The sequence below is a fragment of the Streptomyces marokkonensis genome, assembly GCF_039539045.1.
GTDB classification, from domain to species: domain Bacteria; phylum Actinomycetota; class Actinomycetes; order Streptomycetales; family Streptomycetaceae; genus Streptomyces; species Streptomyces marokkonensis.
In genome coordinates this window covers 1-21,840 of sequence record NZ_BAABCQ010000091.1, presented here as the reverse complement: position 1 = coordinate 21,840, position 21,840 = coordinate 1, and the positions used below count along the sequence as shown (strand labels likewise).

At 73.3% G+C, this 21,840-nt stretch carries 15 protein-coding genes and 1 pseudogene; 3 read left to right on the top strand and 13 right to left on the bottom strand.

Translation table 11 applies throughout. From position 1 onward, the window contains the following. Positions 1-45 precede the first annotated feature (45 nt). Positions 46-855 carry a M15 family metallopeptidase gene (locus ABEA26_RS21910; protein ID WP_345594672.1) on the bottom strand — a complete coding sequence of 270 codons (810 nt, stop codon included), beginning with the start codon at positions 853-855 and terminating at the stop codon, positions 46-48. Positions 856-1,006: 151 nt separating this feature from the next. Here ABEA26_RS21910 and ABEA26_RS21905 point away from each other — a divergent pair, with 151 nt between their 5' ends. Beyond that, complete coding sequence (locus ABEA26_RS21905; protein ID WP_345594670.1) at positions 1,007-2,632, top strand: EAL domain-containing protein; 1,626 nt, start codon at positions 1,007-1,009, stop codon at positions 2,630-2,632. 316 nt (positions 2,633-2,948) lie between these two features. Here ABEA26_RS21905 and ABEA26_RS21900 read toward each other — a convergent pair whose 3' ends face one another. The 4 genes from ABEA26_RS21900 to ABEA26_RS21885 all read right to left on the bottom strand — a co-directional run bounded on the left by ABEA26_RS21900 (position 2,949) and on the right by ABEA26_RS21885 (position 7,449). Then, positions 2,949-3,554, bottom strand: a complete 606-nt coding sequence (locus tag ABEA26_RS21900) for a GTP-binding protein (RefSeq protein WP_345594669.1) — start codon at positions 3,552-3,554, stop codon at positions 2,949-2,951. A gap of 82 nt (positions 3,555-3,636) precedes the next feature. Then, complete coding sequence (locus ABEA26_RS21895; protein ID WP_345594667.1) at positions 3,637-4,032, bottom strand: DUF742 domain-containing protein; 396 nt, start codon at positions 4,030-4,032, stop codon at positions 3,637-3,639. A gap of 10 nt (positions 4,033-4,042) precedes the next feature. Next, positions 4,043-4,477 carry a roadblock/LC7 domain-containing protein gene (locus ABEA26_RS21890; protein WP_345594666.1) on the bottom strand — a complete coding sequence of 145 codons (435 nt, stop codon included), beginning with the start codon at positions 4,475-4,477 and terminating at the stop codon, positions 4,043-4,045. After that, positions 4,474-7,449 (bottom strand): sensor histidine kinase, encoded by a 2,976-nt coding sequence (locus ABEA26_RS21885; protein ID WP_345594684.1) that lies wholly within the window; start codon positions 7,447-7,449, stop codon positions 4,474-4,476. The genes ABEA26_RS21890 and ABEA26_RS21885 overlap by 4 nt, the downstream gene beginning before the upstream one ends. A gap of 422 nt (positions 7,450-7,871) precedes the next feature. On the opposite strand from ABEA26_RS21885, the gene ABEA26_RS21880 reads away from it, so the two are divergent. Further along, the gene (locus ABEA26_RS21880; protein ID WP_425587878.1) at positions 7,872-8,450 is read left to right on the top strand and encodes a hypothetical protein; all 579 of its coding nucleotides are present in this window, start codon (positions 7,872-7,874) and stop codon (positions 8,448-8,450) included. A 346-nt stretch (positions 8,451-8,796) separates the two neighbouring features. Here ABEA26_RS21880 and ABEA26_RS21875 read toward each other — a convergent pair whose 3' ends face one another. From ABEA26_RS21875 to ABEA26_RS21840, 8 genes and pseudogenes are all read right to left on the bottom strand, one after another. Then, positions 8,797-13,473 carry a hypothetical protein gene (locus ABEA26_RS21875; protein WP_345594665.1) on the bottom strand — a complete coding sequence of 1,559 codons (4,677 nt, stop codon included), beginning with the start codon at positions 13,471-13,473 and terminating at the stop codon, positions 8,797-8,799. 55 nt (positions 13,474-13,528) lie between these two features. Continuing rightward, entirely contained in the window at positions 13,529-14,410 is an 882-nt protein-coding gene (locus ABEA26_RS21870; protein ID WP_345594663.1) for a hypothetical protein, read from the bottom strand. 67 nt (positions 14,411-14,477) lie between these two features. Beyond that, positions 14,478-16,004 (bottom strand): hypothetical protein, encoded by a 1,527-nt coding sequence (locus tag ABEA26_RS21865; RefSeq protein ID WP_345594662.1) that lies wholly within the window; start codon positions 16,002-16,004, stop codon positions 14,478-14,480. Between the two features lie 150 nt (positions 16,005-16,154). Further along, positions 16,155-16,850 (bottom strand): GntR family transcriptional regulator, encoded by a 696-nt coding sequence (locus ABEA26_RS21860; protein WP_345594661.1) that lies wholly within the window; start codon positions 16,848-16,850, stop codon positions 16,155-16,157. 111 nt (positions 16,851-16,961) lie between these two features. Beyond that, positions 16,962-17,414: pseudogene (locus ABEA26_RS21855) on the bottom strand (SGNH/GDSL hydrolase family protein); the annotation flags it as partial. A gap of 88 nt (positions 17,415-17,502) precedes the next feature. Beyond that, complete coding sequence (locus ABEA26_RS21850; protein WP_345594659.1) at positions 17,503-18,687, bottom strand: glycosyltransferase; 1,185 nt, start codon at positions 18,685-18,687, stop codon at positions 17,503-17,505. Then, positions 18,684-19,811 carry a glycosyltransferase family 4 protein gene (locus tag ABEA26_RS21845; RefSeq protein ID WP_345594658.1) on the bottom strand — a complete coding sequence of 376 codons (1,128 nt, stop codon included), beginning with the start codon at positions 19,809-19,811 and terminating at the stop codon, positions 18,684-18,686. Before ABEA26_RS21845 ends, ABEA26_RS21850 begins: the two co-directional genes overlap by 4 nt. A gap of 321 nt (positions 19,812-20,132) precedes the next feature. Next, positions 20,133-21,551: a HEAT repeat domain-containing protein gene (locus ABEA26_RS21840; protein WP_345594656.1), complete on the bottom strand. Its 1,419-nt coding sequence runs from the start codon at positions 21,549-21,551 to the stop codon at positions 20,133-20,135. Positions 21,552-21,643: 92 nt separating this feature from the next. On the opposite strand from ABEA26_RS21840, the gene ABEA26_RS21835 reads away from it, so the two are divergent. Further along, positions 21,644-21,840 (top strand): hypothetical protein (locus ABEA26_RS21835; RefSeq protein ID WP_345594654.1); only part of this gene is annotated, 197 nt, incomplete at its 3' end.

Genomic DNA, 21,840 nt, shown 5'->3' with positions numbered 1-21,840 from the left:
GGCGGACTGTATCCGATCGCGGAGGGCGCGGCTCCGGCGGGCGGCTCAGCGGCGGCCGGCGAGCGACTTCGCGGAGACCGGGAAGTCGAAGTAGGTGTCCGGGTAGGGCTCGGGCTTGTACGTGAAGTGCCACCACTCCTCGGGAAGGTTCACCAGGCCGACGTCCTCCAGCGCGTTCTTGAGCAGCAGGCGGTTGGCGCGCTGGGCTCCCTGGATGCGGGGGTCGAGGGTGTGGGAGCGGGTGTCGAAGCAGTCGTAGCCGGTGCCCATGTCGACGGAGTTGTCGGGGAAGCGCTCGTCCTGGGGGGCGAAGCAGGGCACCAGGGGCTGTCCCGGGTGGGAGGGCCGGGTGGGTTTCGCCGCAAGTCTCACGATCGTGAGGTCGACGGTGGAGCCGCGGCTGTGGCCGGACTTCTCCGCGATGTATCCGTCCGCGAACAGACGGGTCTTGTCGACGTCCGGGTAGAACTCGGCCTTCATGTCCTGGTCGTCGAGGTCCTCGGCCCAGCGGACGAAGTGGTCGACGGCGCGCTGCGGCCGAAAGCAGTCGTACACCTTGAGTGAGTAGCCCTGGCGCAGCAGGCGGATCTGGGCCCGGTGGAGGGCCTCGGCCGCGGGACGGGTGAGGATGCACAGGGGCTGCCGGTAGCCGTCGACGCGCTCGCCGACGAAGTTGTGCGGGGTGACGTAGCGCATCTCCTGGAGGATCGTCGGGTCGATGCTTCTCAGGGCCACGAAGTCCTTCGGGGCCTTCGGGTCCGGCTTGGCCTGGGCGGTGGCGGGGACGGCCGTGACGGCGAGCAGGGCGGCGAAGGCGGCGGCCAGGCCTCGGAGAGCGGTGGAGAGTCGTGTCATGTTCCCTGCATCTATCAGGTGTGGGTTCCACGGGGGAAGTGGGCGGGTCGGCGACACCCCCGGTTCGCACGCTGGGTGAGCGCGCCGGAATCCTGCGTGAACGTCACGTGAACTGGGCCCGTGTGGCTGTCGGCGGCGCCATTCTGCTGCCGTGCGCTCCTGGACGGATACTCTCCGCTTCGCCTTCCAACCGGTGGTCAACCTGATGACCGGCTCGGTCGCGGCGCTGGAGATACTCGTCCGCCCGGAGACCGGCGACATCCTGGCCGAGGCCCGCCGCGACCCGGAACTCGACGGCCGGCTGGCGGTAACGGCCTTCCGCGCGGCGGTTCGTAAGGGAACCCTGCTGCCGCTGCACGTCAACGTGTTCGCGGGCACCCTCGCCGACCTCGGTGGCCTGCGGGGGCTGCACGACGCCGTGCGTGAGGCGGGGCGGATGCCGTGGGAGGTGACGGTCGACGTCTGTCCTCCGTACACGCATGTGCCGCGTCGGGCGCTGCTGGAGGCAGTGACCGCGTTGCGGGGCCAGGGGTTCCGGATCTGCGCGGATGGCGTCGGTGACGGGGACGCGCCCCTGCGGCTGCTGACGGATCTGGCGCCGGAGTTGGTGAAACTCGACTCGTCGCTGCTGGCGCGGCCGGCCGCCGTCCGGGCGATGCGGGTGATGTGCGACGAGTTGGGTGCGCTGCTGTCCGTGGAGGGTGTGGAGACGGAGTCGCAGTACGCTGCCGCGCGGTCGGCCGGGGCGCAGTTGGCACAGGGCGAGTTGTTCGCGCCGCCGGCGCGGTTGCCCGCGGCGGACGTGTACGTTCCGCCCGGCTCCGCCGGTGTCGTCCCGGTGCCGCGCTCGGGGCCTTCGGTACGGCAGTTCGTGCGGCCGGCCGCGCTGCTGCCCGCGACGGCTTCGGCAGGGCAGGTGCGGGCGCTGCTGACCGGTTCGCCCGACGTGTCCGGGGTGCTGCTGGTGGACCGGGACGGGGTGCCGGTGCGGTCGGTGCACCGCTCCCGCTTCCTGCTGTCGATGTCGGGGCGCTACGGGCATGCGCTGTACGCCGACCGACCCGCCCTGAAGCTCGGTGACCTGCCTCGGACGGTGGGTGCCGACGCGACGGCCTGGGAGGTGCTGGACGTGGTGGCGGTCGGCGGCCCGGGCCGTACGTCGGACGACGTGGCCGTGGTCGACGCGTGTGGGCGGTGCGTGGGCGTCGTACGGCTGGCGGATCTCGTGCGGGCGCTGGCCGAGAGCCGGGTGGAGGAGGCGGCCGGGCTCAATCCGCTGACACGGCTGCCCGGTTCGGACGCGATCACGGGTGAAGCGGACCGGCGGATCGCGGACGGACGGGCGTTCTCCCTGAGCTGGCTCGATGTGGACCACTTCAAGCAGGTCAACGACGGCGCCGGGTTCGCGGCGGGTGACGAGCTGATCCGAGCCGTCGGGCGGGCACTCCTGCGGGAGGCGGTGGGCTCCACGCGCGTGGGGCACATCGGCGGGGACGACTTCCTGGTGCTCACTGATCCGGAGGAGCTGGATCCGCTGGCCGCCTCCGTGCTGGACGTGCCCTGGTCGGCCGGTGGGCGGTCCGTGACCCTCTCCTTGGCGACGGTTGTGTGCGCGCCGGGCAGCGTGCCGGACCACCGACAGGCGGCGGCCTGTCTGGCCCCGCTGAAGAAGGCCGCGAAGACATTGCACGGGGCGAGTTGGGTGCTGGGCCGGGCGGGCGTGCCGGGGCACGAGGTCCGGCGTGGGTCGGACCGGGCGACGGCGCCGGCGAGGTGAGCCGGGTCGGTGCCGCGCCACCGGGACGTGACTGCGCGGCCGTCGTCGGCCACCGACTCGAGGCGCACTGGCAGCGGGACGTCGAGTGGACGCCCGCCATGGACACGTCGGTACGGGACCGGGAGTGACGCGGCTGGCGCAAGGCGGTCGAGAAGAGCTTCGGCTGGATAAGGACGGGGGACGGACAGGTGCCGGGCAGGCTGGAGGGGGCACGCGCGCGGGTGTCACTCCCGTGCCCCCGGCTCCGGCCCGGCGCTCGGCCCGGTCGTCGGCTCGACGGGACGTGGGGCCGTCAGGTCGACGGGACGTCGGGCCGTCAGGTCGTGACGACCCTGCGGCGGTCCGCCGCCTGGGCCATGGCGTGCTGGACCACGCCGATGAGTGTCTCCTTGACCGACTCCCGGTCACGGGCGTCGCACATCATCAGGGGCACGTCGGCGTCGAGGTCGAGGGCCTGGCGAACGGTGTCCGCCGGGTAGCGGGCCGACCCCTCGAAGCAGTTGATGCCGACCACGAACGGGATGGAACGGCGTTCGAAGTAGTCGATCGCGGCGAAGCAGTCCTCCAGGCGGCGCGTGTCGGCCAGCACGACGGCACCGAGCGCGCCCTCGGAGAGCTCGTCCCACATGAACCAGAACCGCTCCTGTCCGGGCGTGCCGAAGAGATACAGCACCAGGTCCTCGCGCAGCGTGATCCGCCCGAAGTCCATGGCCACCGTGGTGGTGTGCTTGCCCTCCACCCCGCTGACGTCGTCGACGGGCCGCCCCGCCTCGGTGAGCAGTTCCTCGGTGCGCAGCGGGCGGATCTCGCTGACCGCGCCGACGAGGGTGGTCTTGCCGACGCCGAAGCCGCCGGCCACCAGGATCTTGAGCGTGACGGGCTCGACCGGCGGCTTGCCGCGCTGAGAACGCCCGAAGATCATCGATCTCTTCTCCTTAACATGCCACTTGCCGTGTGGCACGACGTGCCACCTGTCGTGCCGCTCACCGTGGCCGACGATCGGTTCACAGTGCCCTCAGTCCGCTGATCACGTCGCGCAGGATGTCCTCGTCCGGCAGCTCGGCGGGCGGCACGGGCCGGTTCACGTGGACGAGTTCGACGTCGACGAGGTCGCCGACCAGGACTCGCACTACCCCGATGGGCAGGTCGAGTCCGGCGGCGAGTTCGGCGACCGACTGCGGGGTTTCCCGGCACAGTCCGACGATGTCCACGTGCTCCGGGGAGAGCGTGACGTCCGCCTCCGGATCGTCCGCGTGAGGTTCCGCGACGACCACCGCGATCAGATCGAGGCGGTGCTGCGCCGCACTGGTCGTGCGGCCTCGCGTCATGGCGTACGGACGGACGACGGGCCCGGCCTCGTCGTCGAACCAGTGGTTTCTTCCCAGACCGTCTGCGCTCATGTCATCCCACTTACCCGCCCGAGGGCAGATCGGTGCGCGGAGCGGTGCCCAGGTGCACGCCGACCCGCTTGACGAGGAGGGTCATCTCGTAGGCGACCTGGCCGACGTCGGAGTCGGCGTCCGACAGGACGGCGAGGCAGCTGCCGTCGCCGGCGGCGGTGACGAACAGGAAGGCGTCATCGAGTTCGACGACCGTCTGCCGGACGCTGCCCGCCTCGAAGTGGCGGCCCACGCCCTTGGCAAGGCTGTGGAAACCGGACGCCACGGCGGCCAGGTGTTCACTGTCCTCCCTGGTGAGGTCCTTGGAAGCCCCGGTCGCCAGGCCGTCGCCGGACAGAACGAGGGCTTTGCGGATGCTCGCGACACGGTCCACCAGGTCGTCGAGGAGCCAGTTGAGCTCCCCCGACTTGGTCGCGATGTGGCCGGTCGTCTTCGGTGCGGTCATCGACCGTCCCCCTTAGTCGTTCCTTGTGGTGCTTGTGGTGCTTGTGGTGCTTGTGGTGCTGTGCGGCCTGATACGTCGTCCTCCGCGGTGTTTTCCTCGCGGCCGCGCCGCCAGCCGCGTTGCAGCGAGGCCATACGGCTGCGTACTTCCTCGGCGTCCCGGTCGGCCGGGTCGGAGCGGTCTTCCGCGGCCGGTTCGGGGCTCTGTCTGAGCTGAGGTGCCAGATTGGCCTGCCGTACGCGCCGGGGCAGCGCGCCCGTACCGGGTCCGGCACCGCCCGGAGTGCCCTTCTGGACGGCGGGTGTGCGGACGGCGGGCCGCACGCGGTCCCCGGTGTTGCCGGACACGGAGCCCCCTCGAACGGGGGACGCTCCGCGGCGGCGGGCCGGGAGGGACGGCAGCGCGTCGGGCTCGGTGTGGTCGGTGTGGTCGGTGTCACGACCGTCGGTGCGGTCGGTGTCATGACCATGGGCGCGGTCGGTGTCACTACCATCGGCGCGGTCGTCGACCCGGGTGTCCGGGCCGTCACCGCGTCGGATGTCGCGACGGCGGCGGGCCGGCAGCGCGGGCGGCTCGCCCGTCCGTGTCTGAGGCCCGGTCGGGGCCCCCGTCCGCTCCGCGCCTGCCGGGGCCGTCTCGTCCTCGGTGTCCCGGGGGGCCCGTGCGGAGACCGGACGCCCGTGCGAACTGACCAGCTTGGGGGTACGGCGGCGGGGCAGCGCGGCCGACGCGCCCGTCTCCTCCTCGTCCTGGGGCGACTCGGCTCCGCGGTCGGCCTCCTGACGTCGCCGTTCGGCGCGGCGCGCCACCTGGTCACCGTCCGCCGCGACGAGTGGGCGGTGCGGGCGGAGCAGGCCGCCCCGCTCACCGGCCTGGTCCCCGAGCGCGCCCGGCAGGTCGCCGAGGGCGTCCAGGTCGACGGGCGCCTCCAGTTCGACCGGACCGTCCAGCATCGGGGCCGGCCGTTCCGGCAGCCGGGCGGGCACGTGGGCAAGTGCGGAACGGCGGTTCTCCGCCCGCTCCTTCTCCTTGGAGTGCTGGGGGCGGTCGAGGCGGAAACCGACGCCGTTCGTGTCCGGGGCGTCGTCCGTGAGCAGCGCGTCGGGCACGAAGACGACCGCGGTGGTGCCGCCGTACGGCGAAGGCTGCAGGGACACCCGGACGTTCTGCCGCTGGGCGAGCCGGCTGACGACGAAGAGGCCGAGCCGGTCGGTGTCGGACAGTTCGAACTCCGGTGTCTCGGCGAGCCGGAGGTTGGCGTCGAGAAGGGCGTCTGCCGCCATGCCGAGGCCGCGGTCGTGGATCTCCAGGGTGAAACCGTTGGCGACGCGCTCGCCCAGTACCTGCACGGCGGTGTGCGGCGGCGAGAACACCGTGGCGTTCTCGAGGAGTTCGGCCACGAGATGGGTGAGATCCGCGACGGCCGGTCCCGTGACGGCGATGCGGGGCAGCCGGCGGACCTCGATGCGCTCGTAGTCCTCGACCTCGGCGACGGCGGCCCGCACCACGTCCATGAGCTGGACGGGCTTGCGCCACTGCCGGGACGGGGCGGCTCCGGAGAGGATGACCAGGCCCTCTGCGTGCCGGCGCATACGGGTGGTCAGGTGGTCCAGGCGGAACAGGTCGGCGAGTTCCTCGGTGTCCTCGGTGCGGCGCTCCATGGTGTCGAGCAGGGTGAGCTGTTTGTGCAGCAGCACCTGGCTGCGGCGCGCGAGGTTGACGAACACCTCGGACACGCCGGCACGGAGTTCGGCCTGTTTGACTGCGGCTTCCACGGCGGCGCGCTGGAGGGTGTTGAGGGCCTGGCCGACCTCGCCCATCTCGTTCTTGTCGTACTCCAGGCGCGGCACCTCGGTCTCCACGTCCACCTGTTCACCGGCGGAGAGGCGGCGCATCACGCTGGGCAGCCGGACGCCGGACGCCTCGTGGGCCTCCAGCCGCAGCTGCCTGAGGTCGCGGATGAGGGATCGGCCGACGCGTACGGACAGGAAGAGGGAGTACAGCAGGGCGAGCAGGCCGAGCACACCGGCGATGACCACCTTGGCGATGACGTTCGTGGCGACCGGGTCGACGCGGTCCTGGTAGCGGTCGGCGGCCTGGTCGTCGAGGTCACCGAGTTCGTCGAGGACGCTGCCGGCGGCGGTGTCCCAGCTCTTGGCGGTGACGCCGTGGGGCGCGCCGGCCTCGACCGAGACGGCCGCCTCCTCGGCGGCCCGCAGGGGGGCTGAGGAGGCGTTCTTCCAGAAGCGCTGGTATCGCCCGCGGTCAGCGGCGGGCAGCTGTGGAAGGTTGGTTTCGTACATCATGGTCCGCTGGGCCACGAAGTCGGAGATGTCCCGTACCTCGCTGCGGGTGAGCCGGCCCGTGACCAGGGCCGATCCGAGGAGGGCGTCTTCGCGGGAGAGCAGTTCACGGGCCCGGGAGACGTTGACGAGTGCGCGGTAGTGCTTGTCGAGGGCCACGTTGTCGACGACGTACAGGTTGGCGAGCAGCTCGTGACAGGGGTCGACCAGCCTGTTGTAGAGGCCCAGGGCGAAGGCTCGGTCGACGGTGCCGTCCTCGACGCTGCGGCGCAGCGCGCCGATGCCGTCGAAGGCGTCCAGTACGGCGGTGAGCCGCTCCTCCTCGGCCTGTCCCAGCGCGTCGCGTACGTCGGCGTCCGCCGCGTTGCGGCGGATCTCGGCGATGGCCTCGTCGGTGGCGGTACGGCTGCGCCGCAGATCGGAGAGTCCGTCGGAGGCACGCGGGTCGGCGAGGTGGACGAGCGTCTGGCGGCGTTCCTGCTGGAGGACGCGGATGGTGTCCTCGACCGGGTAGCCGATCTCCTCGACGACGGTCGAGACGCTGAACAGGCGCGCCGCCTCGCGTCCCGTGAGCACCGTGGCGAAGGCCCAGATCGCGGTCAGGGACACAAGCGGCACGAGAAGCAGCGCCACGATCTTCCGGCGGATCGACTTCCCGCGAAAGCGCATGGCCTCCCCCAGCTCGACCCCCACCGGCAGGGGGTACGCATATACGTCAACAAACGGCGCGAGCCTACTACTGACGCACTGGTAACTCGAAGACCCGTCCGGAGGGCGAACTCACGCACCGGCGGTCGGCGATGGTCAGTTGTCCGGTCATTGCGGGAGATTCCCGCCCGAGCTCCGTTGGCGGGCAGGCAGGAGTGTCCTTGCGGTGCGGCGAGCGAATTGGCCGAAATTCTTCTTCTGCGCCGATTTCTCGGGAATCTTGAAGGCCCGTCGTTCGTCCTTCACTACGGGATGTGGAGGCGGAATCGGCCGCAGGAGCCGCATCCCGCCCTCGGGCGGCGTAAAGCAGCGCAAGCCGGGCAGCCAGAGGGGAGCCGGGTCTTCGGACGCGGGCGAGCTGTCTGCTGGCGGTGGGGAGTGACATGTTGATGGGCACGGCGGAGCGACGCGAGGCGCCCAAGGACGGCGGTACGGCCGAGTCGACGGCCCCCTCGGTCCCCGAGGAGTCGGATCGCGGCATTCCGGTGGCTGGGCCGGACGCGCCGGCATGTGAACGGCCGGCGCGGCCGAAGCAGTCGTACCCGCGGGAAGCGCGGGAACAGCAGTCGGCCAACCGGCCGTTGTGGGCGGAGGAGCCCGCGCGGCGACGTCGCCTGCCGGATCCGGTGCGTACGGCGGCCGTACGCGCGGTGCTCGTCGTCGCCGTGACACTGATCATGGCGATGGTGGCCTTCCTGTGCACGCTGGCGGGATCCTGGCTGGCGTTCCCCATGGTGATCGGCAGCGTGACGGGCACGGTGGTGGCCACGTGGGGCGTGCTGGACGTCTGGGTGACACGGCAGGTCTGGAATCAGCGGCACGGCGTGGTATCGATGCCGAGCAGCACCGCGCGGGCCATGCGACGGGAGCGTCGCCGGGCCAGGCGGCAGGCCCGGTCCGCGGAGCGGGCCCAGGAGCGGATACGCCGGCGGGGCGGCGCGGGGCAGTTGTCGCACTCCTGAGCGGCCGGTTTCGGCGCGTTCCTGAGCGATCGGGCTACCGCGGGTCCCCGCTTCACGGCACGGCCGACCGCACGGGGCCGAGTGTCAGCACGGGCCGAGTGTCCGCCGGGCCCGTGCGGCCGTCCGACCCATGCACCCGGTCTCATGGGCGAGTTCCCGTCGCGCCCTGCGTGAAGGGGCGTGGCCGGCCACAGCGAGTACCGCGCTCCTTTCCCCCACTGGTCGGACCATGTGATCCGAACCGCATGTTCCCGCTCGCCCGAGGACCGCACGGTCGTCGAGTGCGACTGGCTGTACGTCCCGGACGTCGGGGCCGTCCGGGAACAGGAGGGCGCGCCCGGCACGGCTAGGCGGGTGACTGGGTGGGCCGTTGGAACATCCGGGTCGCCGTGATCTCACTGTGCACCGCCTCACCGCCGCCCTCGGCGGCCGGGGTCGGCTGGGGCAGTCCCGGCCGCAGGTGCTCCTCCACGTTGATGTACTTCAGGCCCGCCCGGAGGTCGGCGTCGTTGCGCAGCCGGATGACGAGGGGGAACTCGGCGAGCGCGGTCGTGTCGAACAGGCCGGTCGTATACAGGAGCTGGACGCCGAGCGCGTCGGACACTGCCCGCTGTAGCTCCAGCAGGTAGGTGGCGTTGGCGCGGCCGATGGGGTTGTCGAGGAACAGGGTGCCGGCGTGGCGGTGCCGGTCGCGGCCCCGGTCGTTGCTGCGGAGCGCGGCCATCGTGCAGTACAGGGCGATGGCCGCGGTGAGCAGCTGGCCGCCGGAGAAGACGTCGCCCATCTGACCGACGGGGACACGCTCGGCGCGCAGTACGGCGTCGGGCTTGAGGATCTCGACGGCGACCCCCTTGGGCGCCAGGGCGGCGGCGACACCGCGCAGCAGCAGGGACATGCCGTCGCGGCGCAGGTCGGAGTTCTTCTTCACGGCGGCGCGGGTGGCTTCGTCCACGACTTCACCGAGCCGCTCGGTGAGGGTGGCCTGGTCGGGTTCCTCGAAGCGGATGCGCAGGAACTCCTGCCCGGACCACTCCCCGAGGCCTTCCGGCAGCCGGGACAGCCGCTGGGCGGAGCGGAGAGTGGCGAGGGCCGACTCGACCAGGCCGCGCAGCCGGTCCACGATCGAGTCGCGGTTGCGCTCCAGCTGTGCCAGCTCGTCGGTGAGGACCCGGAGCCGGGGCGCGAAGGCGTCCGCCCACTTGCCCGCGTGTTCGGGCAGCGCGGAGGCGGGCAGCTCGCGGATCTGCTGGCGCGCGGGAGTGCGGACCTGCTCGTAGCGGGTGGAGTTGGCGTGCCGGACGAGGATGTCGCTCGCCTCGCGTACGGCGGCTTCGGCGGCGGACAGGTCGGCGGCGCAGCCGCGCAACGAGCGGCGGGCCTCGGCGGCGGACTGGCGGGCCTCCTCGAGACCGCCCGGGTAGGGCTCGGGGACCTCCGACTCCTCCTCAAATCCGTGCTCGCGCAGCAGGTCGCGGAGCATGGCGGCGATCTCGTCGAAACCGCCGGCCGCGTCCTCGGCGGCACGGTGGGCGTCGAGCAGTTCGGCGTGGGCCTCGCGGGCCTGGGTGAGGGCCTCGGTGCGGGAGGCGAGTTCGGCGGTCGCGGTGCGCAGCAGGGTCTGGGCGTGCTCGGCGTCGCGCGGAAGGAGTTCCCCGGGGAGTTCGGTGTGGACGTCGCCGTCCTCGGGAGCGTGCCGTTCGGCCTCGCCGCGCAGCCGGCCGAGCTGTTCGCTCGCGCTGGACACACGGGTTTCCAGGAGCTGGACCAGCTCCTCGGCGCGGGCCGCGGCGGCCTGCCGGGACGGTCCGTCGGAGCCGTCGGGCGACTCCAGCAGCTGCGCGGCCCGGGTACGAACCTTGTTGCTGAGCCGGTCCAGGTCGGCGCGCGCCGCGCTTTCGTCGCTCTCCGCGCGAGCCTGCTCGGCCCGCAGGTCGGCGCCGACGCCCACCTTCTCGTAGAGCTGGGAGGCCGCGCGGTAGGCCTCCCGGAGGGCGGGCAGGGACGTCTTCGGCGCGTCCGTGCCCTTCTCGGGCGCTTCGGGGGGTACGTCGTCGGGGGCGCCGGCGATCTCGGAGCGCTCGGCGCGCAGCGCGCGGGCGGTGCGGCGGGCGTCGTCGGCGGCACGCTGGGCCGCGCGGCGGTCCTCGTCGGCGGCGCGGGCCCGCTCCAGGCAGACCTGGGCGCGGGCCTCGGCCTCGGCGCCCTCGTCGGCCAGTTCACGGAGTTTGACCTGCCAGCCGGCTCGCTCGCGCAGCCGGAAGGCGAGTCCGGCGAGGGCGTCGGCGGCTCGGCGTGCCTTCTGCGCGGTCTCCTGCCGCTCGTCCCGCATCCGTACGGCCTCGGCGGCGCTCTCGTCGGCCTCGGCCCGCAGCGTCCGCGCCTCGGTCAGTTCGGCCTCGGTCTCCTCGGCGAAGGCGCGCGCCTCCTGGGCGGTCCGTGCCAGCTCGGCGAGGCGTCCGGCGGGGCAGCGGGTGCGCCAGGAAGCGAGCCGGGCCGCCAACTCCCGGTCCTTGCCGAGCCGGGCGGCGAGGGTTCGGATGTCCTCGTCCCGCTCCGTCGCCCGCGCGCGCAGGGCGTGCCGCTCCTCGTCGGCGGCGTACTCGTCGTGCATGGCGGGGTTGGGCGGTACGAGGAAGACGTCCCCGGTGTCGGAGTCCGGCGCCGGGGTGGGCGCGAGCAGGGCGGCGGCCGTGCCGACGGCGACGGCGGAGCGGGGCAGCAGAGCCGCGTCGCCGAGGACGTCGCGGGCCCGGGTGTGCGAGTCGGGGTCTGTGATGATCACGCCGTCGACCAGCTCGGGGCGGGCGGCCAGCACACGCGCGTGGTCGGCGGAGTCGACGGCCTGCGCGAGGTAACGCCAGCCGGGCAGTGCGGGGATGCCGTGCTCACCGAGGAACTCCACGGTGGCCAGGACGTCCGGGCCGGGCGGCAGCAGTCCGCCGTCGCCGAGCGCGCCGAGGATGCGGGAGTCGTCGGCGGCGGCGGTGCGCAGGTCGAACAGCTGGCGTTCGGCGGAGGAGACGGTGTCGTCGAGCAGTTCGCGCAGCTCGTCGGCGAAGCGGTCGAGTTCCTCGGGCGTCAGTGCGCCGTCGGCGCTGTCGGCCGCGGCGGCCGGGTCTCGGTCGGCGTCCTGGCGGAGCCGGTCCCGGCGGGCCCGGGGGATGCCGGGGCGGGTCCCGGCGGCCATGCCGAGCAGGTCGGCCAGCCGCTCCTCGGCTGCCAGGGCCTCGGCCGTGCGGCGCTCGGCCTCGTGGGCGTGTCCGGCCGCGGTGGCTGCGTCCGCCGCCCGGGCCGCGGTCAGTTCGGCGCGGCTCTCGGCGGCCGCCGCCTCACGCGCGTGCTCGGTGGCCCGGCGTGCCGTCTCACGGATCGTGTCCCACGCCTCGACGGCACTCTTCTCGGCGTCGCTGGCCGCGAGGGCGGCGCGGGCGGGGTCGGCGTCGGGCGCGGTGTCGTCGAGCCAGCCGGCCCGGACCGCTTCGGCGGTCTCCCGCTCGACCTCGGTGAGACGCTGGCGCAGGTGCCCGGCCTCGCTGCGGGCCCGCTGCACCTCGGTGGCGGCGGTCGTGGAGTCGCGGTGCGCGGCGTCGCTGACCTCCTGGAGGGACGCGGAACGCTCCTCCTCCTCGTTGGCGTGGTGCTCGGCCTTCCCGGCCGCCGTGTGCAGGGCGCGGACGAGCTCGACGGCGGCCTTGGCACGGGCGGCGAGCGCGGGGGCCGCGTCCCGCTCGGCCTCCTGGATCGCGGCGGACACGCGGGCGGCCCGGTCGGCTGCGGCGCGGTGCCGCAGGACGGCCTCGGCGGCCTGCCAGGCGGAGTGCAGGGTGCGCGCGTCGGCGAGTTCACGCTTCTGCGCGGCGGCCGACTTCTCGGCCGCCGTCAGGGCCAGTGAGGCGTGCCGGTAGGCGAGTTCGGCGGCGATGAGGCCGCTGCGGTCGCGGGCCGACTCGGCGTGCGTGACGGAGTACGCGGCGGCGGTGACCCGCTGGGCGAGGTCGCCGGCCCGGGCCCGCTCCCGGGTGCCGCGGGCGGTGAGCCGGCGGGCCAGGGTCCTGGTCCGGCGTTCGGCGGCGGTGTGGATGTCCCGCGCGCGGGTGCGGACGTCGGCGGCCTCGACGATCCTGCCGAGGAGGTCGACGGACCCCGCGGTGAAGTCTCGTTCGGCGATCAGCTCGGCGCGCCGGCCCAGCTTGTTGCCGAAGCCGCCGACCAGGTCGGCGAGTCCGTCGGTGTCGCGGGTGTCGGTGACGGCGCGCAGCAGCAGGTCGGTGAAGTCGGAGTCCTTCTTGACCGCGAAGAGGCCGGCGGCCTCGCCCTCGTCGGCGTTCATCTCACGCTGGTAGCGGAAGAGTTCGGGGTCGAGGCCGAGCTCGGTGAGGTGCTCGACCCAGCGGTCGTGGGTCTCCTCCCAGTGCACCTCCAGGTGCGGGTAGGCCTTGCCGGCCTCGGTGATCGCGTCCCGGAAGCCCTTCATGGTGCGCCGTCGGCCGTGGGCGCCGGAGACGCCCTCGACGGGCGGACGGACGGCGGTGGCCTCGGCGACGGGCAGGTTGTCCAGGGTCAGTCCGGGACCGGGCCGGAAGGAGTACCAGGCTTCGGCGAACTTCCGCGGGTCGCCCGAGACCTGGCGTCCGCGCCACTCGCTGGCCTTGCCTACGACGACGCACTCGCCGGTCTGCACGTGCTGCCACTCCAGCGCCACGTGGCCGCAGTCGTCGGCGAGCAGGAACTTGCGCAGCACTCCGGAGCTGGCGCCGCCCAGGGTGTTGCGGTGGCCCGGCAGCATCACCGAGAAGATCAGCTTGAGCAGGACGGACTTGCCGCCGCCGTTCTCCAGGAACAGCACGCCGGCGGGCGCGGGCCGGCGCGGCGGGCCGACGGGCTCCTCCTCGAAGAACTCCGCCTGCGTGGGCGCGGGGTCGGGCACGGGCTCGCCCACACCGCGCAGGTCAAGCACGGTGTCGGCGTAGCGCGCACCGGCGGGTCCGATGGAGTAGAGGCGGACCCGGGACAGCTCGTACATGGCGGACTCTCGTAAGTCTTCGTGGCAGTGGGGAGGCGGACGGGCGTAAGCGGTGTCAGGAGGAGTGGAACGGCAGTCCGGCGTCGGCGACCAACTCCAGGTCTTCCGTCTCCTCTGCGGGCAGCAGCGTCGCGGTGCCGTCGGTCACCGGGACGACGCCGAGGTCGAGCAGCTCGGCCATGGCGGCGCTGCCTGCCATGTCGCGGACCTGAAGCTGGTAGCGGGCGGTCGTGCGGTACGTGCCGCCGTTGTCGTCGCCGGTGCGCTGGAGGAATCCGGACTCGGTGAGGAACGCGGCGGCCTTGCCGACGATGCCGGTGGTGGAGCCCGGGAGTCTGCGCGCATCCTTCGTGGCGCCGGTCGAACTGCGTCTGGCCCAGATCCGCCAGGCGGCCTCCAGGCCCGGGGCGTCGGTGGCCGGGTCGGTGTTCTCGCCGTGCTCCTCCGCCCGCTCCTCCAGCCGTCGGCAGGCCTGGCGTACGAAGGCGTCCACGCCGTTGACCGTGACGCGGCCGATGTAGCCGTCGTCGGCGAGGTCCTCGGGGCGCGGGTAGGCCATGGCGGCGAGCGCAAGGTGGGCGAGGCCGTGCAGGAAGCGGTCGCCGGAGTCGGTGGCGGCACGCCGCGCGTAGTCGCCCATGCGGACGGCGAACACCGAGTCCTCCGCGGCGGTCACGGCCATCCCCGCGCGCGGGGACACCTCCAGGACGATCAGCCCGAGGCCGGCCGCCACGGCGTCGGCGAGCCGGGCGAAGGGCGGGTCCTCGCGGTACCGGCGCAGCAGGTCGGCGTACTCCTGGTCACGCGCGGGCAGCAGCTTGGGCTGGAGGCCGAAGGCGACGAGCCGCGCCGCGTCGGCGGCGTCGGCGGGCGTGACGGCCGCGGTGGCCGGTGTGGCACCCGTCTCCGGTTCGCTCCGGTCGACGTGCTCGGTCACGGTCGGTACTCCTTGCTGTGCTGTTGCTCGCTGTGCTGTTGCTCGGCGGTGGGGTCGTGGGAGCCGGTCATGCCGCCTCCGTGCGGTCCGCGGCCATCCCGGCCGCGTCCAGCAGCGCGGTGCCGACGATGAGGTCGGCGCCGCCGAACTCGGGGTCGTCCAGCTCGGTGCCGTCGTCGACGGCGAACAGCAGCTTCGGTTCGCCCTGCCGGTAGGCGGTGCCGACCGGTGGGCTGGCCGCGTGGACGGCCAGCAGGGCGACGAGGTAGGGCAGTTCCGTGTCGCGGGCGCGGGCGTCGGCCAGCAGCCCCGACAGTCGGCGAGGTGCGTCGTGCGGGAGGTCGAGCAACTCCATGGCCACGGCGAGCTGTTCCTCGCTGAAGCGGCTGTCGTCCGGGGTGGCGATCAGGTCGGGTTCCGGCATCTCGGCGCCCAGGTGCTCCCGCTCCACGGGCGGCGTCAGAAGTATGTCGACGAGGTCGCCGACCCGGACGGAGACGGGCGTGCGCAGACCGGTGCCGCGTGCGAAGAAGGCGTCGGTGACGCGGAGCGCCCGCTCCAGGGGCAACGGCAGGACCGGGGCGACGAGATGGCCGTAGAGGTCCAGGCCCGAGGTGGTCAGCGGGGCGGCGAAGGCCTGCCGGTCCTGCTCGGCGCGGAAGAGCGGGCCTGCTTCAAGGAGCCGGGACTGGAGCTGGGTGTGTCGGCGGATGCAGTCCTTGACGATGTCGACGAGCTCGGCGGCGCGGCGCTTGTGCTCGGGGTCCTCGGACTCGTCGCGGGCCTTGCGGATGTTGGTGAGGATCGCGTTCTCGTGGCGGTACCGGTCGGCGACGTGGTCCAGGGCCTCGGCGATCATGTCGGGGACCGCGCTGAGCCAGTCCACCGCGCGGACGTTGCGCCGGGTGGCGTCCAGGGCCCTGCGCAGGGTCTCCGAGTACTGCACGGTCCGGTACCGGGCCTGCTCGGCGGCGAGCTGGGCTTCGGCGAGGCGGCCGCGGCTGATCAGCACCTCCAGCTTGACCTCGGCGGCGATCTGGGCGCTGGTGACGTCGGTGTCCAGGGCGCCGACGAGGACGTTGACCGCCTCGTCCGTGGTGCGCAGGTAGACGGTGCCGCCGGGGCCGGGGACCTCCTCCAGCAGTTTGAAGTCGTAGTCGCGGCGCACGTAGGTGCCGTCCGGTCCGAAGGTGCCGTACACCGCCCGGAAACCTCGGTCGACGCTGCCGACGTTGATCAGGTTCTCCAGGACCCAGCGGGCCACCCGCTCGTGCTCGGCGGCGGGCCGTGCGGGTGCCTGGGCGGCGACGCGCGGGATCAGTCGGGCCACTATCTGATCGTGATCGGCGCCCGTGTCGAAGTCCATGTTCAGCGTGACGAGGTCGATGGCGGAGAGGGCGACCTCCGCCATGCCGTACACCGAGTACTCGCCGGCGAGGTTGGCCTTGCGCGCGTCGAGGTCGTGCAGCGGCGCCGTGCAGGCGAGCGCGCGCAGCCGTCGTGCCAGCCCCTCGTCGGCGGCCGGGCCCGGGGCAGGGCGCGGCCCCGCGCTGAGCTGGGGCGGAACACTGTCCGTCGATGCAGGCGAAGTCACGGTGCACAGACTAGGTCCTCGGTCTGACAACGACCCAAACGGCACAGATGGGCCCCGACGTGACAGGCACCGCCCGCGCCCGGCCCCGGTTCGCGGCCCCGCCCGCGGTCCCCCGTTCGCGGTCCCGTCCGCCGTGGTGACCGGTTGGACCTATCCCTCGTCCCCGATCCGCCGCAGGTAGACCTCCACGACCCGTTTCAGTGAGTCTTCGAGGTACACCGCGAGCAGCCGCTCCGCCGTCTCCCGCTCGCCGGTCTCCAGGACCTCGAGGATCTCGGCATTGCGCGCGATGTACGGTTCGTGCAGGCGCCGCGGGTCGTCCACGACGTGGAAGGCGAGGCGCAGTTCGGCGAAGACGCTGCGCATCAACTCGTCCGTGCGCTCGCTGCCGGCGAGGGCCACCAGTTCCCGGTGGAAGTGGATGTTGGCGGTGGCCACCCCCTTCCAGTCACCTTCGCGGGCCGCCAGCCGCCCGTCCTCGACGGCTGCGGCGAGACCGTCCAGGACGTACGGCGGCTCTCCGAGACCCCGTACCACGGCGCACTCGACGAGGGCGCGGGTGCGGTAGATGTCCTCGACGTCCTCGACGGTCAGGACCCGGACGAAGACGCCCCGGTTCAGCTCGTGGACGAGCAGTCGTTCATGGGTGAGCAGCCGGAACGACTCGCGCAGCGTGTTGCGCGAGACCCCGAGCGCGCCACCGATGCTGTCCTCCGACAGCCGGGTTCCGGGCGGGAAGTACCCGTCGGCTATCCGGCTCCTGAGGATGTCGGAGACGCGCTCGGCGGTGCTGGTCCGCCCGAGGAGGGCCCGGTCGTCCGCCAGTCCCGTCAACTGCTCTGCCATGCCCGGAATTCAATCGCAGATACCAGTACGAAACAACGTGGGTACCGAGGAATCGTTGAACAATCCTCTGCAGTGCCGTACTCCCGCCCCGAAGTCCTGCCGGCTGTGGCCTCACGCCGTCTCCGGTCGCCTCGTCTTCGACAGGGCCGCCAGGGCGGCGGCGACCCCGGCGGACGTACGCAGGTCGAGCCGGGCGCTCGTCCCGCGCGCGGTGGCGCAGTTCGTCGGCGGCCAGGGCGAGCAGTCGGGGCAAGAGGCCGATGCAGCGCCGGGCCACCCAGCCGGTGCCTGTGGTGGCCGGCCACCACAGGCTCGCCGACCTCGTGGGACGGGAACGTCGCTCTCGGGCGAGGGCGCGGGTCCCCTCGCGTCGCCGCTCGCAGCGAGCAGTGCGTGAAAGCGCAGGGCCAACTGCCGGTGGTCCCGCTCGCCGGGGTGCGGCCGGTCCGCGCTCCACATCGCGCGGTCCGTGACCCAGTCGCCCTCGCACGCGTGCGGGCGTACGGCGCCGTACCGGCCGGACAGGGCGTGCACCACGGCGTTGACCGCTCGTTGCCGCCGGGCCGGCGAGCTCGGCGGCCCGCAGCGCCGCCCCGCCGCCCCGCCGCGCCACCCGTTCCCCGGCGGGTCGCCCATTCCCTCGGTCAGCGAGTCACCGAGCGCCACGAGCCCGACGCGTGTCATGACACGCGTCGGGCAGTACGGGATGCGCGGGCGCCGTCGCGTCGTGCGCGGCCAGGAACGCCTCGACCGCCGCGCCCCAGCCGAAGCACTCCGCCCGCGCGCGTGCCGCCTCCCGGCGGTCGGCCTCCCGGCGTCCGAGGAGCAGGCCGACGGCGTCCGCGAAGGCCTCCCCGTGGTCCGCGGCGACGGCCCCGGCGACACCGACAACCTCCGGCAGCGCCGACGACGCGCTCGCCACCACGGGCGTGCCGCACGCCATCGCCTCCAGTGCGGCGAGTCCGAAGGTCTCGGCCGGTCCGGGCGCCAGGCACACGTCGGCGGACGCCTGGAGCGCGCTGAGCAGAGCGCGGTCCGCGACGTGTCCGAGGAAGGTCACCGGCAGCCCGCGCTCCCGGGCCCGCTGTTCGAGCCGGGGGCGCAACGGTCCGTCGCCGGCCACCACCAGTACCGCCCGATCGCCGCGCCGCCGGAGCGCCGACAGCGCGTCGAGTGCCGTACCGGGTCGTTTCTCCACGGACAGCCGGGAGCACATCACCAGCAGGGTCTCGTCCGCGCGCGCGTGCCCGGCGCGGAGCCCCGGATCGCGCAGCGCCGGGTGCCACCCGGCCAGGTCGACGCCCAGGGGCGCCCGTACGACGTTGCGGGCCCCGATGCGGACGAACTCCCGCTCGGCGAACTCCGTGGTGCACGCCACGCGCGCGTAGGTGTGCGCCGTACGGGTGTTGAGGGCGTCGGCCGTGCGCCGGGCGGTCCGCTCGGACAGGCCCCAGGCGCGCAGCACCCCGTCGGTGGTCTCGTGGGAGACCATCAGGGCCGGCACCCTGGCCCTCCGGGCCCACTTGCCGGTCCAGCGCAGCGTCGTGCGGTCGGACACCTCCAGACGGTCGGGGGCCAGCTCCTCCAGCAGCGCGGCCACGCGCCGTCTGTCGGTCAGGACTCGGTATCCGCCGGTGCCCGGCAGGAGCGGTCCCGGGAGGGTGATCACCCGGCCCTGCGCGGTCTCCCGGTCGTCGGCGTGCTCCCCGGGAACGATGAGTACGGGGTCGTGTCCGGCCGCCCGGAAGCCTTCTCCCAGCTCTCGCAGAGCGGTGCGCAGGCCGCCGGACGCGGGGGCGACGAAGTTGGCGAGCCGGACGATCCGCAGCGCGTTCATGCCGCCGGCACCGCCTTCCGCGAGGAGAGCACGTCCGTGTAGTGCCCGATCAGCCGGTCGCCGACGGCTGTCCAGGTGCGCCCCTCGACGGCGGCTCGCCCGGCCGCCCCGTACGCGGCCCGCAGCGCGGTGTCGGCCGACAGGGACCAGACCGCGTCCCGCAAGGCGGCGGCGTCGCGCGGCGGCACCAGCAGTCCGGTGCGCCCGTGCGCGACGAGGTCCAGCGGACCGCCCGCCGCGGGCGCGACGACGGGCAGACCGCTCGCCATGGCCTCCTGCACGGTCTGGCAGAACGTCTCGAAGGGGCCGGTGTGCGCGAAGAGGTCCAGTGAGGCGAAGACCCGGGCAAGGTCGTCGCCGGTACGGCAGCCGAGGAAGGCCGCGCCCGGCAGCGCCTGTTCCAGGCCGGGCCGGCTGGGCCCGTCACCGACGACCACGACGCGCACGCCGTCCAGGCCGCAGACACCCGCGAGCAGCTCCACCTGCTTCTCGGGGGCGAGCCGTCCGACGTAACCGACGATCAGCTCACCGTCGGGAGCCAGTTCGCGGCGGAGCGCCTCGTCACGCCGGCCGGGCCGGAAGCGGACGGTGTCCACTCCGCGCGGCCAAAGCGCGACCCGGGGCACGCCGTGCGCCTGGAGGTCGCGCAGGGCCGTGTGGGAAGGCGCGAGGGTGAGGTCGGCGGCGGCGTGCACGGAGCGGACACGCCGCCAGGCAGCCGCCTCGCCCGCCCCCATGTACGTACGGGCGTACCCGGCGAGGTCGGTCTGGTAGACGGCCACGGCGGGGACACCGAGCCGGTCGGCGGCGGCCATGCCCCGGACCCCGAGGACGAAGGGGCCGGCCAGGTGCACGAGGTCGGCGCGGTGCTCGGCGATCGCGGCGGCCACCCGCCGGCTGGGCAGGGCGACGCGGACCTGGGGGTAGCCGGGGAGCGGGAGAGAGGGGATCCGGACGAGGGGGCACGGCGCTGCGGCGCCCGCCGCGTTGCCCGGGGCGGGGGCGGGGGCGACGACGACGCAGTCGTGGCCCCGGTCGACGAGGTGCCGGGCGGTCTGGAGCGTGCAGTGGGCCACGCCGTTCACATCGGGGGGAAAGGACTCGGTCACGATGACGACACGCATAACCGTGTTGTCGCCGGACTGGACGTGCCCGTGTCAACGTCGATCTTTCCGGCCGAGGAACGTGTCGTGAGCTTTGCCCTGTCCGCCCGCGCGGGTCGGTCCGCGGCCATATCCGCCCGGTCCGCGGGTCACCCGTCGTTCACACGGCAGGGACGGAAAGGCCGGCCGCCCGGCGGACCTTTCGCGGGTCGCGGGCGGGCAGGCGGCGAGCACACGGCACACGGCGTCGCCCCGCCCGCACAGCGCTCTCCGGCCGACTCGTACGACGGGTGCGTCCGCCTCGTACGACGGGTGCGTCCTCACACCACAGGTGCGCCCGGCTCACAATGCGGGTGCGTCCGGTCCGAAGCGGCTGCGTACGGCCGTCTGGACCTCGTCCTCCTCCGCCGGGTCGGCGGCGAGCCTGCGCAGCCGTTCGACGACGCGGTTGTCGCCGGTCTCGGCATGGCGGGCGGCGATTTCGCGAGTGGTCTCCTCGCAGTCCCACAGGCACTCGATGGCGAAGGCGGCGGCGAAGGACGAGTCGGTGGCGGCCAGCGCTCGGGCGGCCCGGCCTCTCAGGTGGGAGGAGGCGGTCTCGCGGTAGATGTGGCGCAGTACGGGGGCGGCGCAGACGATGCCGAGCCGGCCGGTGCCGTCGACGAGGGTCCACAGAGTCGGCGCGTCGGGGCCTTCCCCGCGTACCGCCTCCCGCAGTGCGGCGAGGACGAGGTCGCGGTCCCGCGTTCCGCCCCGGCAGGCGAGGACGCGCCCGGCGGCGGCGCCCAGGGTGTCGGGCCGGTGCACCCAGCGGCGCGCCAGGTCGACGGCGGCGAGGCTGCGCATGCGCTCGAAGGCGGCGACTGCGGCTTCCACGACCGGCGCCGAGCCCGTACTCACGGCGTCCTCGATCAGGTCGAGGGCGTCCGGATCATTGCCGTCGGCGAGATAACGCAGGGCGGTGCAGCGGGCGCCCTCGTCGCCGGACCGCGCGGCCTCGACAATCTCGCGCCGGTCGTCGGGGCCGGCGACGGCCGTGAGACACCTGGCGGCCGGCACGTGGAGCGGGACGCCGCGCTCGACGCCCTGCTGGGCCCACTCGAACACGGCCCGCACGCTCCAGCCCGGACGGGGCCCGGTGGGGCTCATCTGGCGCTGCCATCGGTCGAAGCTGCCCGTCTCGTGGGCGGCACGCACGCGCGTGGCGATCGATTCGCGCGGATCCTCGGCCCACAGCCGCCAGGGCCGGGGTTCGAAGGCGTCCCGCACGGCGACGGCCAGCTCGGCGTCGCCCTCCGGGTCGCGCGGGAAGCGTGCCAGGACGGGCACGGCGAGGGAGCGCAGACCGGCGTCGTCGTCGCGCAGCGCCAGCTCGTCCAGGGCCCAGGCCCAGTTGACACCGTGGGCGGCGTACCTGCGCAACAGCCCGAGCGCGTCCAGCCTTCCGTAGGAGGCGAGATGACCGAGGACCGCGAGGGCGAGCCCGGTCCGTGACTCGTCGGCGTCGAGGACGTCCTCGGGGTCGAAGAGGTGACCCTCGATCGCGTCCAGTTCGCCGTTCAGGTCGAAGTAGAGGCGGGCGTAGTAGAGAGAGCGGTTCTCTACCTGCCAGTCGTGGCGGGGGTCGTGCAGCACACAGTGGTTCAGTGCCGCCAGCGCTTCGGAGCGCGGAGCGGTGAGCGCATGCAGCGTGCCGTCGCCGCGACCCCGCTGAAGCAGGCCGAGCAGCGTACCGCTGGGCGCTATGACCGGATCGAACATGGGAAACAGCCTCACATCAAGCGTCGACGCAACCGGGGAACACGCTTTACCTGGCCGTGTGCCAACACGTCGGAGCGCCCGCCGTCTCTTGCTTGCTGAAGACCATGTTCCTCTGCCTCTCGTCGATGGCCCGTGCGGGCCGTGTCACGGCCCACGCGGTGCGGCAACACCTGCCCAGCCATCGCGTCCGTGAACCACGTCGTCATGATGACCCGGCGGTCACGTCTGCCGCGACCGAAATTTCGGCGGCCCGGTACCGCCTCCCCCGTTTTTCGTGTTTTTCCTGGTC

What these genes read in the sequence shown, in the direction of transcription:
- ABEA26_RS21910 (WP_345594672.1), bottom strand. Translation starts at nt 855, where the DNA reads ATGACACGACTCTCCACCGCTCTCCGAGGCCTGGCCGCCGCCTTCGCC.
- ABEA26_RS21900 (WP_345594669.1), bottom strand. Translation starts at nt 3,554, where the DNA reads ATGATCTTCGGGCGTTCTCAGCGCGGCAAGCCGCCGGTCGAGCCCGTC.
- ABEA26_RS21895 (WP_345594667.1), bottom strand. Translation starts at nt 4,032, where the DNA reads ATGAGCGCAGACGGTCTGGGAAGAAACCACTGGTTCGACGACGAGGCC.
- ABEA26_RS21890 (WP_345594666.1), bottom strand. Translation starts at nt 4,477, where the DNA reads ATGACCGCACCGAAGACGACCGGCCACATCGCGACCAAGTCGGGGGAG.
- ABEA26_RS21885 (WP_345594684.1), bottom strand. Translation starts at nt 7,449, where the DNA reads ATGCGCTTTCGCGGGAAGTCGATCCGCCGGAAGATCGTGGCGCTGCTT.
- ABEA26_RS21880 (WP_425587878.1), top strand. Translation starts at nt 7,872, where the DNA reads ATGTTGATGGGCACGGCGGAGCGACGCGAGGCGCCCAAGGACGGCGGT.
- ABEA26_RS21875 (WP_345594665.1), bottom strand. Translation starts at nt 13,473, where the DNA reads ATGTACGAGCTGTCCCGGGTCCGCCTCTACTCCATCGGACCCGCCGGT.
- ABEA26_RS21860 (WP_345594661.1), bottom strand. Translation starts at nt 16,850, where the DNA reads ATGGCAGAGCAGTTGACGGGACTGGCGGACGACCGGGCCCTCCTCGGG.
- ABEA26_RS21850 (WP_345594659.1), bottom strand. Translation starts at nt 18,687, where the DNA reads ATGAACGCGCTGCGGATCGTCCGGCTCGCCAACTTCGTCGCCCCCGCG.
- ABEA26_RS21845 (WP_345594658.1), bottom strand. Translation starts at nt 19,811, where the DNA reads ATGCGTGTCGTCATCGTGACCGAGTCCTTTCCCCCCGATGTGAACGGC.
- ABEA26_RS21840 (WP_345594656.1), bottom strand. Translation starts at nt 21,551, where the DNA reads ATGTTCGATCCGGTCATAGCGCCCAGCGGTACGCTGCTCGGCCTGCTT.